Source organism: Novosphingobium sp. (genome assembly GCF_030699305.1).
GTDB lineage: Bacteria > Pseudomonadota > Alphaproteobacteria > Sphingomonadales > Sphingomonadaceae > Novosphingobium.
In genome coordinates this window covers 1-14,098 of record NZ_JAUYNB010000025.1, presented here as the reverse complement: position 1 = coordinate 14,098, position 14,098 = coordinate 1, and the positions used below count along the sequence as shown (strand labels likewise).

The following is a 14,098-nucleotide window of genomic DNA, read 5'->3' as shown; positions in this document are numbered from 1 at the left end:
TAGGTTGCCTGCAATGATGCGGCGAGCAAGAACTCGTCCACAAGGGAGGTCGATTGACCATAGCGCAGTCTCTTTCTGAACTCATGTTCCTCGAAATCAGGTTCGGGGTCCTGTCCGCGCGCTATCTGCCCGGACAGGTGATTGCGAAGGCGGACGTGGCCGAAGTGTATGCGAGCCGCCCGGTAGCGGTAGCTGAAGTGCTGGGCGCTCTCACCCATGAAGGCTACCTCACCCGTCAAGGGCGAAGCGAATTTGCCGTTCGCACCTGGGGCCGTGAAGAGGTCGAGGACCTCTTCGAGATGCGCGCCAGTTACGAGGGTTTGGCCGCACACCGAGCCGCAGAGCGTGCAACCGCTGCCGAGATTTCATTGCTGGGCGCGATGGCGGCGGAGGCCAGCGAACCATCGAGCGGCGATCCTGATGCGCTTGAACGCGTGGTCCTCGAGAACCTGCGCTTCCACATCGAAGTGATGCGCATGTCCCGCATTCCGCAGATCCCCGACATAGCCCGCATGGTCCTACCCAACGCTCTCCATCGCCGGATTGCCTGGTCGCAGCGGGCCGACGATGCCGAACAGTCCTTCCGGATGCACCAGAAGATTGCCGCCGCGATTGGTGAACGCTCGGCCTCGATGGCACGACTGTTGATGCGCGAGGACATCTATTCCTCGCGCGAGAGTGTGCTCGCTGCGATCGAGGCCTTGGCGGGTCTGGAGGCAGCCGACGTGGCGACAATTGTCCGGTTCGCGCCGACCTTTGAATTGGACGGCAGGATCTACGGACAGGGGACACGTGAAGCCGGGGCCGACGGCCGGGCCATCCCGTTCGGCGTGCCGGCGGGCAAACTCAAGTAGGCCGGTCTCAGGTAGCCTGGGGGGAATGCGCGGCCTCACCGCGCTCATCCGGCAGGTTCGCTCGGTCGGCCTGCAACTGCTCCATCACGCCCAACATCATGGCCGAAGCCTGATGAAGGCCGGCGGCATTGAGCACGTTCAGGAACTCCTGGCCATCGGCGGCGATCAGGTCGAGCGTGCTTCGATCGATCAGCAGTCGCTGCATTCGCATCCAGGCAACCCCCGAAGCCCATCATCGACGCAAACGATTGTTCAAATGCAGGAATCTGTCAATATTACACGAGGCAAATTTGCAGAATAATGGCTCTGAAATGGTGCGAGTTAGGTAGGTGCCCGTAACAGCAAGCGGTTTGACTGCGCGAAATCAATTTCGCCACCTCTAAATCATAGTGTTCGACTTAAGCCTTTGCGTTCCAGAAAGCTGCACCGACGGTCCAACTTTACGGACCGCATGTAATCAATCTCCGTCCAGCGGCGTGCAGAACTCGACATCGATCCGATCGGGCTGAACGATCTTGCCGCAAACGCTGACCTGTCCCTCGAGACCATCGGGCACCGGCTCATCGCCAAAATGCAGCCGGAATTGTCGGCGGGAAGACGGCGCGGTCCGGTGGGAGGTGACCCGGACCGCGCCGCACCCCGTCAGGCGTAGATCACTTGGCTGATGCACTCGGGGCAGTCGGCCTTGCGGTGTTCGCTGACGGAATGGCGGTGTGCCTCGGCGTCCTTGTCTGGGCAGTCCCAGCACAGACCATTGGCTTCATGCTGGGCGGCCGGGGTGCCTTGCTTGGCTGCGCGCTTGCGCGCCTCCAGCTCCTCGCGCATCCGGGCCAGACCTTGCCGGACCTGCTCGGTCATCGCCTGGTGATCAGCCGATCGCTGGGCAGCGGCGAGCGCAGGTGGCGTCGACAGGCTTGCCTCAGAGGCCAGGGCAGGGGTGGCCGCGGCGGTGAGCATGGCCGCAATCAGGCAGAAACAACGCTTCATCTTCAGTCTCCTTTGTTTTCAGAAAAAGCCGGTACGCCGACCGAACGAGAGGTCGGCTTGCGATGAATCCCCGAGCGCCGACCGGCGCACGCTCAGGGTGACACCCCGCTTGCCGCGGGCGCGGAAGTGGAGATCGGATGGATCGATGTTGTTGCGTTCGGCCCAGTCCTGCGCATCGCGCTCGCTGGCAAAGTCGCCGATTTCGTCATGTTCATAGGCCATTGTCAGTCTCCAGGATGCGGGGCCGAGGGGTGAGGGGGGCCGCGCTGCGCAAGGCAGGCGACAATGCTGGCGGCTAGGGCCACCGCGATCATCGCCGCGATGGCCAGGCCGCGCACCGACGGCTCGGAAGACAAGAAGACCAGGACCGCGAGCCAGACGAGGGTGACATGGGCGCGGTCGAACACGCGGCCTGCAGCCTCAGCCGAAAAGGTGAGCCGCGCCCTCACAGGTCGAGCCCAAGCGATTTTTCGGGGACGGGAAGCTGGCGCATCGGGGCTTGCGGCGCAGGTCCCAGCACCGCATCCAGTTTGGCCTTGAGCTCCGGGCTCATCCTGAGTTCGGGCACTTGCCGGTTATCGATCGGATTGGCATGGCGCGGCTCCACCTCGACCTTTCCGGTCACTTCGAGCGCGGAGGTCTTGTTGCCGGGGGTGCGGTCGAGCTGCTGCTTCAGGGAATCGAGGTTGTTGGTGACGACAACCATGTCGTCGGTCGCGCGCGTATTGAGAACGTTCTGCGTGCGCTGGGTCGCGAGATTGCGCTGGGCAGACGAGATCACCTCGATCGCCTCGGGCTTGGTCATCCCCTGCGCCATGTGGGCATTGAGCGCATAGCCAAGGTCGAGACGCCGCAGCATCGGATCGCCCGGCGCCAGAACCAGTTGGCGCTTGTCGGCCAGCTCAACGCGGATTCCTTCTGCGCGGGCTTCAAGCACGGTGGCGTAGGTCGACTTGGCGATGTCGCGGCCCGCGTCTTTGTCGCGCCACAACACGGTCTCGCCGTCATGGATCCTGATCTGCTTCTGCTCGTAGAGCCCGAGCCGGTCGAAACGGTGATCAGGGTTGATCCGGTCGGGATCGATGACTTTGCGCTTGCCATCGCGCTCGAGCACGACCTTGCCGTCCTTGCGCACCTCGCTCACCTGATATTCGCCGCGCCCGAGGCCAATCTCGCGCACGTCCATCCGCGCCTCGACCATCTGGCCGGTCCGGTAGGTCGAGGCAAAGCGCAGCTCTTCGCGCGTCGCATTGGCGCTCTGCAGCGTGGTGAGAGCGACGCCGGCCCCGGTGAGCGTGCCCTCCTTGAGCAGCCCCGCCTGAACCCGCGTGTTGATCTCGGCGCGGTCGTCGCGCCCGGCGGTGAAGATCGCGGTCGCCTCGCGCTTCTCAGGCGTCAGCGACAACCACAGATCGGCGGCCCGCGCGACATGGTCGGGTCCCGCCTCGATCACGCGGTCGTGCGCCGCGAGCAATTCAAGCGCGAGGCCGGCATGGCCCTCATTCGAGAGCCCGGCAACGGCGAGGAGGAGCGGAGAGTTCTTCTGCCGGATGTTCTCGTCCATCCGCACCGTCGCCTGGCCGGAAGCTTGCGACACCGCGAACATCTTGCCTTGTTCGATCGCCGAGAGCTGCTGGCGATCACCCATGAACGGCGCCTTGGCGAGGTCGAGCTGCTCGGCGAGCGTGGTCAGGCGCAGCATGTCACGCGAGGAGACCATCGAACTTTCGTCGGTGATGATGACGGTGTTGGCGAGCGCTGCCTTGGCTGCCTCGAACCGCTCGCCGGACCCAGCTGCCGCAGCCGAGGCATAGGTGCTGAGGAACCGGGCGATCGTATAGGCCTCTATCCCCGCCGCGCGCATCTGGTCGGCCGACATGCCGTGGCCGCCGCCACCTCGCAGATCGGCGACCATCTTGTTCTGGAAAGCGAGGCCGACCAGCTTGGCCCCTTCGCCGGCCAGCACCTTGTCGAGCGCGCCGAGCAGGGTGGACTTGCCCGCACCGGCGACGCCCTGGACATTGAGGAAACGGTCGGTGCCGGAGAGGATCGCGACGCCCGCGGCAAGTTGGCCCTCATTCAACTGCCAGGTGTCGACCCCGGCGCGCTCGCGCCCCAGTTCGCGCGCCGCCTCCTGCAGCCGCGCCATCGCCGCATCGGGCGGCATGAATGCGCGGCCCTGGCCTTGCCCCCTCTCGATCGTATCGAGGATACGCTGTTCCACCGCCAATGCCGCCGGCGTGGTCACGAGGTCGAAGTGTCCGTCGAGCCGGTCGGATTTTCCGGGGATCAAGTAACCCTCGCGCACCAGTTCGCCGATCCGCTGGACCACTGCGCCGCCCTCGAGCCCCTTGATCTGGAACCCCAGCGCGCTCGACAGAATCGCTTCCGGCGAAAACGCGGCTTCGCGCTCGGAAAGGTGGCGGATGGCCGAGGCGGTGGCGTGCTGGGCTTTGATGGTTTCAGCAGGCAGGAAGAGCGCTGCCGCGCCGCTCACTGCAAGCGGGCTCGGCGTGCGCAACGCCGCATTGATCCGGGTGGCGACTTCGCCGATTGCCGCCGTGGCTGTCTCGCGAAATGTGGGCCGGGCCTGCACTTCGGCCCGTGCCTTGGCTTCGGCCACCAGTGCTTTGCCATCGAAACCGAGCTCAGCCGAACGATCTTGCCAGGATTGGATGAGGCCTGCCCGGTCCTCGACCGCAAGCTTGGGATCGCGTGTGTTGACGGTGACCCGGTCTTGCCCCTTGGGCGAGGAAATTCCCAGTTCTTCGACCTTGGTCAGAATGTCTTCGCGGCGCTGGCTGAACTCCTTGATGACCTCGGCGGGAACGCCCTTGATCTCGAAGGAGCCGTGCTTGCCGGCGGCCTCGGTCTCGTACCCGAGCTTCTGCAACTGGGCGCGGAAGGCGGCGTGGTAGAACTGGCCGATCGTGGTGTTGTTCTTCCAGATCTCGCCATTCCACAGCGCCTTCCAGGTGCCTTTGGGATCGCGGGTCAGGTTGGCGACGACGGCATGGATATGCCCCTGCGGATCGAGCGCGCGGCTCGTGTCATGGGCGAACAGGGCATAGACGAGGTTGCCCGTCTTCTGAGGTTCGCCGCTGCGGCTGCGCTCGTAGTTTCGGCTCTCGGCGAACTGCTTCTCGACCAGATGCGACATGGTCGATTTGACCGCGGCAAGGTGGGCATCGATGATCCGCCGATCGCCGCTGACGAGCGCCAGGATCGACGCAGACTTGGGCATCGAGAAAGTGAGATCGAGACCCAGGCGCCGCCCCTCGACTTGCCCGACCATGTCGCCATCGGGCAGCCGACCATTGAGGATGCCCTCGAACGCATCCCGCTCGACCTGGCCCTCAAGCCCGAGTGCGCGCGCACCCTCGCCGCCCCAGACCCCCGCTTCCGCGTGTTCATCGGCTGAATAGTAGTTGTCGTTGGCGAAGTAGTCTGCAGCGCCGCTCGACGACCGGACGGATGCGATGGAGTGCATGGGCTACATCTCCAGTCCGTCATCGGTGGCGGGGCTATCCAGTTCAGCTTCCTTGGCAAGCGCGGCTTCCCTTGCGCCCTCACGAGTTCGGCCATCGCGGCCCCGGTCATCGACCGCTTCGCCAAGTTCACGGGCGACTTGCGACTGACGTTGGGGGGCAGGCTTTGCCGATTGCTGGACCGGCTTGGGTACAGCTTCAGACTCGCGGGATTGGGACTGGGACGGGCTGCCAGCGATCGCCTGACTGACAATCATCGAGCGCCCCAGACTCGTCACCGGGAGATCGCTGGGACCGACCGGCGGTGCGACCGGAAAGTTCAGCTCTTCCTGTTTGGGGGTCGGCGCACGGGCTTGCCTCAGGGCGTCGTCGGGCGCGGTGTCCCGGGCCAGTTCGAGCTCTTCCTTGGTTTCACGGCCGCCCGTCTCATCGGCCTCATCACCTTGCGCCTCGCGCATGAATTCGATGGGCTCGACATGCTGGCGCAGAACATAACCTTCGGCGACCTTGGGATAGTCCTTGTAGGTAAGCTTGATCCGGGCAGCATCGAAGCCTTCGGGGAACACGAGGAAGCCCCTGAGCGAGGGCAGTTTCATGATGTCATCGGGCAGGACGAGCGGCTGCACTTCCGAACGCGGGGTGATCGTCGCGGCGTCGCGGATGTTGGAATATCCGTAGCTGTAGGCCTCATCCATCATCCGCACTTCACGGTGACCGATGTAGTCCGAGCAGTGCTCGGCGGTGTCGCGATCAGCCGCCGCCAGGATCAGCTTGGTGCGCGCCAGCGAAGCGAGGTTCTGCGCGCCTTCCTTGCCGTAGGTTTCCGCAAGCTTCGCGAACGAATGGATGCCGAGGACGAAGGCTCCGCCAAAGCCGCGCGCGGTCTGCAAGCCGTCCTCGATCGCGGGCAGGCGGTGGAGCGCGTGGACCTCGTCGAAGAAGAACCAGGTGCGCAGGTCCCGGGTCCGCGGGAGGCGCATCAACGTATGAACGGCAAGGTTCATCCAGAGCGACAGCAGCGCCCGGTTGAGCACCAGTTCGTTGTGCGAGGAGGTGATGAACAGGATCGCGCCCGGCTTGTCCTCGGCGCGGATCCAGTCGCTTATCGAGAACGACTCCTTGCCTTCGGGGAGGAACCGGAGGGCCTGGGCATTGGTGTTGAACACCGCGCGAATGGACTCGGCCATCTTGGCCGCCTCGGGCGCGGTCAGCGGGTCGGCGACGGTGTGTTCGAGGAGCTTATGGACTTCCTTGAGGTCGGCCATCATCAACCGGCTCGCAAGCGCCTGATTGGTCGCCTCGCCTAGCTTGATGAGCTTGATGCAGGTCTCGACGAACAGCGTGCGCGCCGCCAGCATCCAGAAAGGTTCGGCGCCCCCGCCGTCGGCGGGAAGCAGGGCGGCGGCGATCCCGGTGAAGTCAGCGTGGTTCTTTGCTTCGGCGAAGACAGACCAACTCGGGCAGCGCTCGTCCATCGGGTTGAGGATTGTGTCGGTCTCGGGGTTGTAGAACGCCTCGACGTAGGCACCGGTAAGGTCGAACACGACCGCCCGGTCGCGCCGCACCCGCATCTGCGCAATGAGCGCGCGCATCTGCGTGGTCTTGCCGGTTCCGGTCGAGCCGATCATGATCGTGTGGGCCTGCTCGGTGCGCCACGGAAAGGGCACATCGGCCACCGAATAGGCGTGGTGGATGCCCGCCGCCTTGCGCTCGACAAGCGGCATGGCGAAGACTTGCTGGAGCGTCTTGCCGGGTAGCTGATGGGCTACTTCAGCGTCGAGCATGTCGCGGTTGTGGGCGTTGATGACTGCGGCGAGCTCGGGGCCATCGACCAGCATCGCGCCGCGCTGGTGGCGCTCTTCGAGGATCGACTTGCCGCGCCGCTTGGAGAAGTCGACGAACCACACCGCGATCGGCACCGCAACGAACAGCGAGATGAACAGCGATCCCCAGATTGCCCGCATCAGCTTGTTCCACGCGATGACGACATCGGGGTGGCTGGCAATCATCGAAACGGGCGCCGGAATCACGCGGCCCGAGGGCAGGGTGAGGTTGAGGATCTTGCGCGGATTGAACTCCATGAAGCTCCAGCCCGTCGCGTAGATCCGCATCAGGATCATCTGCACTTCGTGCTCGTGGAGCAGCAGGGCGAGGACGATCGAAAGCGCCACCAGGAAGGTGAAGAACCACACCAGCAGCGGCATCTTCGCCGAGGCAAACCACATCATGAATTCGTGGGTGATCAGCTGCGAGCCGCGGGTGAAGTCGCCGGCATTGCGCGGCATGTTTCCGCGTGCCGAATGGTGCTGGAGTTTGCCCGGCCGCGCCCGGTCCGACCAGGTGTCAGGACGCGGCACAAACCGCCTCCATCCGCGCCTCGGCTTCGGTGATCAGCGCGGTATGAACGTCGGGGTACTGGCGCTGCACAATCAGGTCGGCAACTAGGAAGAGGTATTCGGACGAGAACTGCCGGCGCCGGTCCTGTTCCGAGGTGCCCGAAACGGCGCCCAGGAAATGCTCCAGCGCGATTCGCAGGAGGTTGGAACGGGAGACCTGTTTTGCAGCTGCCGCAGCCTGTGCAGCATCGGCCAAAGCTTGCGGAAGCCGGACCGTAATCAGAACTGTTTCTGTCATCACCAAACCCTTCGGAAAGGGCCTGGCGGGAATTGCGCGATGCCTGTTTTAGGCGATCCCCCAATGCTTGGCAAGCAAAGGCATCCCGGAAGGGCCGCGTATTACATTGTAGTACCGCGCAAATCACTGATATTCAGGGGGTTCGGCGAGGTGCACCTTGCTGTATTACAAAGCGCATCACTTCGCATCACCTGTAAACGTACGCATTTCCGCCATTTCGCCACTACGGGCCGCCGTGTAGGGTGTGCACCTCATCCCCTTGATCCCGTAGCTTTGTTGGGTCGTGGGTTTTGGTGATTTTGCCCGAATCCCGGTGGGCCTTTCACGGCCTGTCAGCGGCATGCCGATGCCGCAGGTTTGCCCCTCATCGGCAGCACCAATCAGGGCGGACAGGGCGGGGGGGCTTGCCAAGTTTGCCAGAATGGCGATTCTCGCGCGCGGGAGGTTTCAGCACCAACCCAAGAGGTACAATCATGGCCAGGAAAGGAAGTCTCGAAGCCGAAAGACAGGCAATCGCCAAGGAGCGTCAAGCGCTGGAAACGCGCGAGGCGAAACTGCGCGATAGCGAGCGGGCGGCAAGCGTTGAGCTGATGCAGAAATCGGTTCTCGGCAAGGCGCCGTTCGAGAGGGTCGAAAGCTTCTTCGCCGCTCTCGGAAAGCTCGGTCTGGACGAAGCCGAGAAGCGCCTTCGGGCAAGCTGAAACCGGCCTTGCAAAAGGCCAGCACAGCCGGGGTTCGATGCCCCGGCTGTGCTTTATCACACGCACAAAAAAGGGGGCCGGAGAGCCCCTCGTCAGAGCCCTCCGGCGCTGCGGCCGATGGTCATTTCAGAAAGGGCAATCCGCGTCCCATTCGGGATCCATCACCACGCTCATGAAGCTTGCGGCCCGGGCGATGTTCGCCTCGTCGAAGTCGTCTGCCATCATGCCGGGGACGGAATGGACGATCCGGTCGATCAGGTCCTGGGGCAGGGCGTTGTAGTCCCCTTCGTCGATGGCTAGGAAGCAACCGAACTCGTCCTCGATGACGTGCTGGTCGAAGAAGCTGTGCTGGGCCCGGATGCTGGCGGCGCGTACTGCGGCGTCATAGCTGATGGGGTCGAAAGCCGGGATGTCGAGGGTCTTGGTAAGAGCGTTCATGTGAGCCTCCTGTCAAAGGAATTGAAGAGGTCTCCTCGGGGATGGCCGAGCTTGGTCCGGGTCAGGAACGGGCCGCCCGCGGCCCGCCGCGCAGCGGGGGTGGGGGAGCCGATTTTTTCGCCTTCTTCAGGCGGAAAAATTGGGGGAACCGCCCTTCTTGACGCGGGCCAATGGCGGCCATCAGACTTGGAAATCTGCGAGAGTTTTAACTCTGTTGGTCAGCGCCCCGGTCGCCCCAAGCAAGGGTGTTGCCTGCCCGGCCGATGCGAAGGCTTCGCGCCCCTGCCAGCAGGCCGCAAGGCCGTTACTGGCGGGGGCAAGAAGCGAGCGAGCCGGGCCATGATGGCGTGCGTCCCGATCGACAAAAAAGAAGGGCATCCGGCGGTGAAACCGGACACCCTTCTGGTTGATCTGGATGGACGAGCCCCGCTCAGAACGGCGGAAGATCGTCGCCGCCCACCACGCGCTTCATTGCTGGGCGATCAGCCTGCGCCGGGGCCTTTGCCCGCGCCGCCGGAGCCTCGTTCTGGGCCGAAGCATCGCGCACGATATGAAGGGGAATGCGCGCCTCACGCAGTCGGTCGGCGAGGTTCGCCTGGATGCCGCCGCCGCTGCACACCACCGCCTCGACGGGCTTGAAGGCGAGCATGCGGGCATTGCGCTGATAGGGCGCCGAAGGTCCCCGCGAGGTGTCGGGCTTGCACAGGATCACCGGCACATTGTGGCGCGATGCCCAGGCTGCCGCGATCACGTCCGCGCCCTTGTTCTGGGCGGTCGTTGCCAGCGCCATCGAGGGCACCCGGGTGTGGATCGCATCGAGGTAGTCTTCTACCAGCGCGATGTCGGTGAACTGCTGTCCGCCCGAGAACACCACGACCGGACCCGAGGGGGCGAACTGCTCGCGCCGCTGCGCCTTCTGTGCCGCGAGATAATCGCGCGCTTCGATCATCGAGGCATTGGTCTTGGATGACACCCTAGACCCGCGCACCGGCGAGAAGGGCCGGCCGGTTTCGACAAGGTAGATGCGGGCGGCATGGTCGCGCATGCACTCCATCGCGTCACGGCATTCGGCAAGACTGCGGGCCTGCATGGTGATATCCTCAAGGTCGGTTGCATAGACCTCGCTCGGATCATATTCGCGCAGCTTCTCCTGGAGCCGGTTGGCCATGGCATCCTCGCGGTCATCGAGCCGCTTGGCGACGACATGGAAGCTGTTGGCAATCCCCCAGGCGACCTCGCTGGCGAAGTCCTCCATCCGGGTGTCGCGGAACAGGTCGAAGACCGTTGCCAGCATCATCTCGATCGCCGCCTGCGCCACCTCGGGGTCGGGCATTTCCACCGAGCTCGGCTCATGTTCGATCGAAAGCTTGGCCATTTCGGTCTGCTCCATGAAAGCCCGGGCGTAGTCGGGCGTGGCGATTTCACGCGCATAGTGTTCGGCAAGATCGGCGAAGTTCGAGAAACGGTCCGTCATGATAACCTCCAAAAGGAATTGTCTCTCATCGGACTGATGAAAGATGCCCATCGGAAGGACGCCGGAGTCAGGCAGTCAGGGACGGCAGCGCGCGCGCTGTCGCCGCGAAGAGCGGGCGCGGGGGGAGCCGATTTTTGCTCGCAAGCCGTAAGGCGCCGCAGGCCAAAATTGGGGGGCACCCGCGATCCTTGACGGCCGCCAATCTCCCAGGCGTCATGCTATGGCGATGCTGATTTCGCTCAGCCACCGAGATGAGAGAGAGATTACGGTTTTGCCCCCGAACCCCTGAGCCCGAAAGGGACAGGGCGTTCGGGGTTAACCGCAAAACTCTGTCCTTCACCTTCGTCTTGTCAGGTGGGTCGCAACTGCCTAACTTGCCCTTGCGCAATCTTCATCAGGCCTTTTCTCGAAAGGGTCTGAAATTGAAAAACGAACTGATCCCGCTTGGCGCGAGCAGCGCCTCTGGCAAGGCTATACCAATTGCCGGGACGGCAGCATGTGATGCTGCTTTCCAGAAGTCCGCTGTTGCAGATGAAGAGGTTCCTCTCGGTACGAGGTTGCGCGACTTGCGCAAGCAACTGGGGTTGAGCCAAGCCAAGTTTGCTGAGGCTCTTGGCTGTACGAAGCGCACATTGCTGACTTACGAGACGCTGCGAAGAGACCCCCCGTTTCGAATCATTCGCGAAGCGGCACGCCTGAGCGATCTGAGTATCGATGAACTTGCCTTGGGCGCCGAAGGCGCCAGTCGATATCGCGTGCGAGCCTGGCAGCAGGCAGAGTCTATCAAACAGCGGCTTATCGAAATGGCCATTCTCCAAGGCATCTCACTGGAAATGGATAGCGATCGCTGGAACAGGGTGATGCAAATCTTGCTCATGAACGGCGCGCTCATTGGGACAAATGAGAGACTGCTCGAGATCTTTCTGGTCCTTCAGTGCCCCGACAAACCATCAGCGCCAGACATCGGCAAATTGCAGTAGGGCGCATAGCAGTCTCGATACTTCCGCTCGCCAGAAACGGACCCCTTGCCGGAGACGGTCAGTCGGCCTGTGGCCCGGTGCATCGCACGGGCGCGGGACGGCGACGGAGGCGTAGGCGAGAGTGCCGGCGGCCCAATGCGAGGAACTTCGCGCCCGCAGGAGCGCAGCCCGCAAGGGCGCGCGGGACCGAGTGCGACAATCCCCACAGGGCCGCTCCGCATGTTTGGGCCTGTGATGTAGGCTACCCCGCCGGTCTTGAGCATCACCGGTGCCGGAAACGCCGACGTTGATGATCGACAGGCAGGCGGTGATGATGATCATGATGGGCTTCGAGGAGGATTTTGCGATGGTATGGTTTGTTAGAAATATGTGTGCTAGTTTCTAACGAAAGGAGCACTCGAATCATGTCCGCCATGGCCGACAAGATCATGAAGCGCGTTCGCGCGAAAGGTCGGGGGTGGGTTTTCACCCCCAAGCACTTCATCGACTTCGGCACACGCGGCTCGGTCGATATGGCGCTGTCGCGCCTCGCGCAGGCTGGCGAGATCCGCAGGATCGGGCGCGGCCTCTACGACTATCCGCAGTTGCACGAAAAGCTGGGCGCGCTGACCCCCGATGCCGAGATGATCGCGCAGGCCGTTTCGGCGCAAAGCGGTGACCGGCTCGCGCCCTCGGCAGCGGCAGCAGCCAACCAGCTTGGCCTGTCGACCCAAGTGCCTGCCAGATCGAGCTATGCGACAACAGGGCGAACCCGCGTGCGCAAGGCCGCTGGCCGAAGCGTCACGCTGAAACACAGCCGCGCACCGGTCCTGGGCAATGCCTCGGACGCTGCCAACGGCGTCGTCCAGTACCTGGCTGGACTGGGCCGCGACAAAGTCGATGCCGACGCGATTTCACAGCTTGCTGCGCGACTCGATGACAAGGACGTGCAGGCACTGCTCAAGGGCCGCGTGCAGATGCCCGGGTGGATGGGCGATGTCGTGTTGAAGATCGGGGCGGCGCACCATGGATGAGTTCGCCCGGCGGCCTGCCGATGAGCGGCGGGCCTTCTTTGCCGAAGCAGCCGCGCGCCGCGATCTCACACCACTCATCGTCGAGAAGGACTTCTGGGTTTGCTGGACCCTGCGCCGGCTGATGGGAGTGCCCGAACTGGCTGGGGTTCTGACCTTCAAGGGCGGGACCTCGCTCTCCAAGGCATTCGGGATCATCAAGCGGTTCTCCGAGGACATCGATCTCACCATCAATCGCGCTGCACCGCTGCTCGGCGAGGTCGCTTCGCCGATGGCCAGCGAGATCAGCGGCAAGGAACGCGAACGCCGCGGCAAAGCGCTCAGCGCTGCCGCGCAGGAATGGGTTGCGATGATCCTGTTGCCGACGCTGGCGCAAGCAATCGAAGAGGTCTTGGGCACCCGCGAGGGCTGGAGCATCGAGGCCGATCCCGATGACAGGGATCTGCAGACCGTCCTGTTCAACTACCCAGCGTCGTCGGGATATGGCCTCGACTATGGCGCTAATTATGGCGGTCATACCGGCTATGTGCAGCCGCGGATCAAGCTCGAATTCGGGGCGAGGGGCGATCCTGAACCATTCGAGCAGCGGGACATTCTGCCCTATGTCGCCGAGGACTTCCCAGGCGAAGTGCCCGATGCATCAACGACGGTACCGACGCTGGCGCTTGAAAGGACCTACTGGGAGAAGGCGACGATCCTCCATGCGCTGCATCACAGCGGTAAATTGCGACCAGGTCTTTCGCGCCACTACTATGATGTGTTCATGCTCGACGCTGCCGGGGTAACCGAGCGGGCTTTGGCCCAGCGCGAACTGCTGGAGCAGGTTGTCAGGAACAAGAGCCTGCTCTTTGCCGATGCCAAGGCCTCGTATGGGACGGCGCAGCTCAGCACGCTGCGGCTGTCGGTGACCGAAGCGATGCGCGAGGAACTGGCGGCGGACTATGCCGCAATGGCCGAAATGTTCATGGAGGAGCCGCCCTCCTTCGAGGAGCTGGTAACCCGCCTTGCGGATGTAGAGGCGCGGATCAACGCAGCCAGCTAGGCCGCAAGGCAAGTCGGCAAGGCGATACGTGAGTTGAGGAGACGCCTTGGATGGAATTTGACGACCAGATGCGGCGCTTCTTCGGGACCGATGATCTCGGAGCGGTTTCGCCCGCAGCGATGGCCAGCGGCGTCGAGCGAATGCTGGTCGAGTTCGGTCTGGAGACCGACAAAGGCCGCAAGTTCGCGATGTGGTCGCTGCTCTACATGCTGGGTTCGGCACCCGACCTAGACATCGCTTTCAAGGACGAGGGCGACCGCGATGCGGCGCGCACGTTCATGGACCTGCTCGACCAAGCAAATGGCACCGCAAATGTTGAGCCGTGACATCTCTACTTGGGGTGAAAATCTGTTCCTGCAATTTAGAAAAGACACTATTTCCACCAGATAGAGATGTCACCGTCTGATGCAGCAGGGGCTGCGCGGAACCCTTCGATCTTGTGCAGCGTAGCCCCTGCTGGTGCGCTGGTCTGGCGGTAATGGAGCCGGTG

At 63.3% G+C, this 14,098-nt stretch carries 15 protein-coding genes; 6 read left to right on the top strand and 9 right to left on the bottom strand.

Annotated elements, in window-relative coordinates; genetic code table 11:
- The first annotated feature begins 83 nt into the window (after window positions 1–83).
- Complete coding sequence (locus Q8Q53_RS10565) at window positions 84–854, top strand: GntR family transcriptional regulator (protein ID WP_305701737.1); 771 nt, start codon at window positions 84–86, stop codon at window positions 852–854.
- A gap of 7 nt (window positions 855–861) precedes the next feature.
- Here the strand turns inward: Q8Q53_RS10565 and Q8Q53_RS10560 are convergent, their stop codons facing one another.
- The 7 genes from Q8Q53_RS10560 to Q8Q53_RS10530 all read right to left on the bottom strand — a co-directional run bounded on the left by Q8Q53_RS10560 (window position 862) and on the right by Q8Q53_RS10530 (window position 7,963).
- A complete protein-coding gene (locus Q8Q53_RS10560) occupies window positions 862–1,059 on the bottom strand; it encodes a hypothetical protein (RefSeq protein ID WP_305701736.1) in 198 nt (65 codons plus the stop codon).
- Between the two features lie 437 nt (window positions 1,060–1,496).
- On the bottom strand, window positions 1,497–1,841 hold the full coding sequence (locus Q8Q53_RS10555; RefSeq protein WP_305701735.1) for a hypothetical protein: 345 nt from the start codon (window positions 1,839–1,841) through the stop codon (window positions 1,497–1,499).
- An 18-nt stretch (window positions 1,842–1,859) separates the two neighbouring features.
- On the bottom strand, window positions 1,860–2,063 hold the full coding sequence (locus Q8Q53_RS10550; protein WP_010890958.1) for a hypothetical protein: 204 nt from the start codon (window positions 2,061–2,063) through the stop codon (window positions 1,860–1,862).
- A gap of 2 nt (window positions 2,064–2,065) precedes the next feature.
- A complete protein-coding gene (locus Q8Q53_RS10545) occupies window positions 2,066–2,248 on the bottom strand; it encodes a hypothetical protein (protein WP_305701734.1) in 183 nt (60 codons plus the stop codon).
- Window positions 2,249–2,286: 38 nt separating this feature from the next.
- Window positions 2,287–5,331, bottom strand: a complete 3,045-nt coding sequence (gene mobF, locus Q8Q53_RS10540; protein WP_305701733.1) for a MobF family relaxase — start codon at window positions 5,329–5,331, stop codon at window positions 2,287–2,289.
- A 3-nt stretch (window positions 5,332–5,334) separates the two neighbouring features.
- Window positions 5,335–7,686, bottom strand: a complete 2,352-nt coding sequence (locus Q8Q53_RS10535) for a type IV secretion system DNA-binding domain-containing protein (protein ID WP_305701732.1) — start codon at window positions 7,684–7,686, stop codon at window positions 5,335–5,337.
- Window positions 7,673–7,963: a ribbon-helix-helix protein, CopG family gene (locus tag Q8Q53_RS10530; protein ID WP_293681014.1), complete on the bottom strand. Its 291-nt coding sequence runs from the start codon at window positions 7,961–7,963 to the stop codon at window positions 7,673–7,675. Before Q8Q53_RS10530 ends, Q8Q53_RS10535 begins: the two co-directional genes overlap by 14 nt.
- A gap of 473 nt (window positions 7,964–8,436) precedes the next feature.
- Between Q8Q53_RS10530 and Q8Q53_RS10525 the strand changes: the two genes are divergently transcribed.
- Window positions 8,437–8,664: a hypothetical protein gene (locus Q8Q53_RS10525; RefSeq protein WP_305701731.1), complete on the top strand. Its 228-nt coding sequence runs from the start codon at window positions 8,437–8,439 to the stop codon at window positions 8,662–8,664.
- 126 nt (window positions 8,665–8,790) lie between these two features.
- Here Q8Q53_RS10525 and Q8Q53_RS10520 read toward each other — a convergent pair whose 3' ends face one another.
- On the bottom strand, window positions 8,791–9,102 hold the full coding sequence (locus tag Q8Q53_RS10520) for a hypothetical protein (protein ID WP_010890953.1): 312 nt from the start codon (window positions 9,100–9,102) through the stop codon (window positions 8,791–8,793).
- A gap of 430 nt (window positions 9,103–9,532) precedes the next feature.
- On the bottom strand, window positions 9,533–10,576 hold the full coding sequence (locus Q8Q53_RS10515) for a DUF2493 domain-containing protein (RefSeq protein WP_305701730.1): 1,044 nt from the start codon (window positions 10,574–10,576) through the stop codon (window positions 9,533–9,535).
- Between the two features lie 422 nt (window positions 10,577–10,998).
- Between Q8Q53_RS10515 and Q8Q53_RS10510 the strand changes: the two genes are divergently transcribed.
- The 4 genes from Q8Q53_RS10510 to Q8Q53_RS10495 all read left to right on the top strand — a co-directional run bounded on the left by Q8Q53_RS10510 (window position 10,999) and on the right by Q8Q53_RS10495 (window position 13,934).
- Window positions 10,999–11,556 carry a helix-turn-helix transcriptional regulator gene (locus Q8Q53_RS10510; protein ID WP_305701729.1) on the top strand — a complete coding sequence of 186 codons (558 nt, stop codon included), beginning with the start codon at window positions 10,999–11,001 and terminating at the stop codon, window positions 11,554–11,556.
- Window positions 11,557–11,960: 404 nt separating this feature from the next.
- Window positions 11,961–12,569, top strand: coding sequence for a DUF6088 family protein (locus tag Q8Q53_RS10505; RefSeq protein WP_305701728.1), 609 nt, complete (start codon window positions 11,961–11,963; stop codon window positions 12,567–12,569).
- Window positions 12,562–13,608: a nucleotidyl transferase AbiEii/AbiGii toxin family protein gene (locus Q8Q53_RS10500; RefSeq protein WP_305701727.1), complete on the top strand. Its 1,047-nt coding sequence runs from the start codon at window positions 12,562–12,564 to the stop codon at window positions 13,606–13,608. Before Q8Q53_RS10505 ends, Q8Q53_RS10500 begins: the two co-directional genes overlap by 8 nt.
- 50 nt (window positions 13,609–13,658) lie before the next feature.
- Window positions 13,659–13,934 carry a hypothetical protein gene (locus Q8Q53_RS10495; protein WP_305701726.1) on the top strand — a complete coding sequence of 92 codons (276 nt, stop codon included), beginning with the start codon at window positions 13,659–13,661 and terminating at the stop codon, window positions 13,932–13,934.
- The last annotated feature ends 164 nt before the right edge of the window (window positions 13,935–14,098 follow it).

What these genes read in the sequence shown, in the direction of transcription:
- Q8Q53_RS10565 (WP_305701737.1), top strand. Translation starts at nt 84, where the DNA reads ATGTTCCTCGAAATCAGGTTCGGGGTCCTGTCCGCGCGCTATCTGCCC.
- Q8Q53_RS10560 (WP_305701736.1), bottom strand. Translation starts at nt 1,059, where the DNA reads ATGCAGCGACTGCTGATCGATCGAAGCACGCTCGACCTGATCGCCGCC.
- Q8Q53_RS10555 (WP_305701735.1), bottom strand. Translation starts at nt 1,841, where the DNA reads ATGAAGCGTTGTTTCTGCCTGATTGCGGCCATGCTCACCGCCGCGGCC.
- Q8Q53_RS10550 (WP_010890958.1), bottom strand. Translation starts at nt 2,063, where the DNA reads ATGGCCTATGAACATGACGAAATCGGCGACTTTGCCAGCGAGCGCGAT.
- mobF (WP_305701733.1), bottom strand. Translation starts at nt 5,331, where the DNA reads ATGCACTCCATCGCATCCGTCCGGTCGTCGAGCGGCGCTGCAGACTAC.
- Q8Q53_RS10530 (WP_293681014.1), bottom strand. Translation starts at nt 7,963, where the DNA reads ATGACAGAAACAGTTCTGATTACGGTCCGGCTTCCGCAAGCTTTGGCC.
- Q8Q53_RS10525 (WP_305701731.1), top strand. Translation starts at nt 8,437, where the DNA reads ATGGCCAGGAAAGGAAGTCTCGAAGCCGAAAGACAGGCAATCGCCAAG.
- Q8Q53_RS10520 (WP_010890953.1), bottom strand. Translation starts at nt 9,102, where the DNA reads ATGAACGCTCTTACCAAGACCCTCGACATCCCGGCTTTCGACCCCATC.
- Q8Q53_RS10515 (WP_305701730.1), bottom strand. Translation starts at nt 10,576, where the DNA reads ATGACGGACCGTTTCTCGAACTTCGCCGATCTTGCCGAACACTATGCG.
- Q8Q53_RS10505 (WP_305701728.1), top strand. Translation starts at nt 11,961, where the DNA reads ATGTCCGCCATGGCCGACAAGATCATGAAGCGCGTTCGCGCGAAAGGT.
- Q8Q53_RS10500 (WP_305701727.1), top strand. Translation starts at nt 12,562, where the DNA reads ATGGATGAGTTCGCCCGGCGGCCTGCCGATGAGCGGCGGGCCTTCTTT.
- Q8Q53_RS10495 (WP_305701726.1), top strand. Translation starts at nt 13,659, where the DNA reads ATGGAATTTGACGACCAGATGCGGCGCTTCTTCGGGACCGATGATCTC.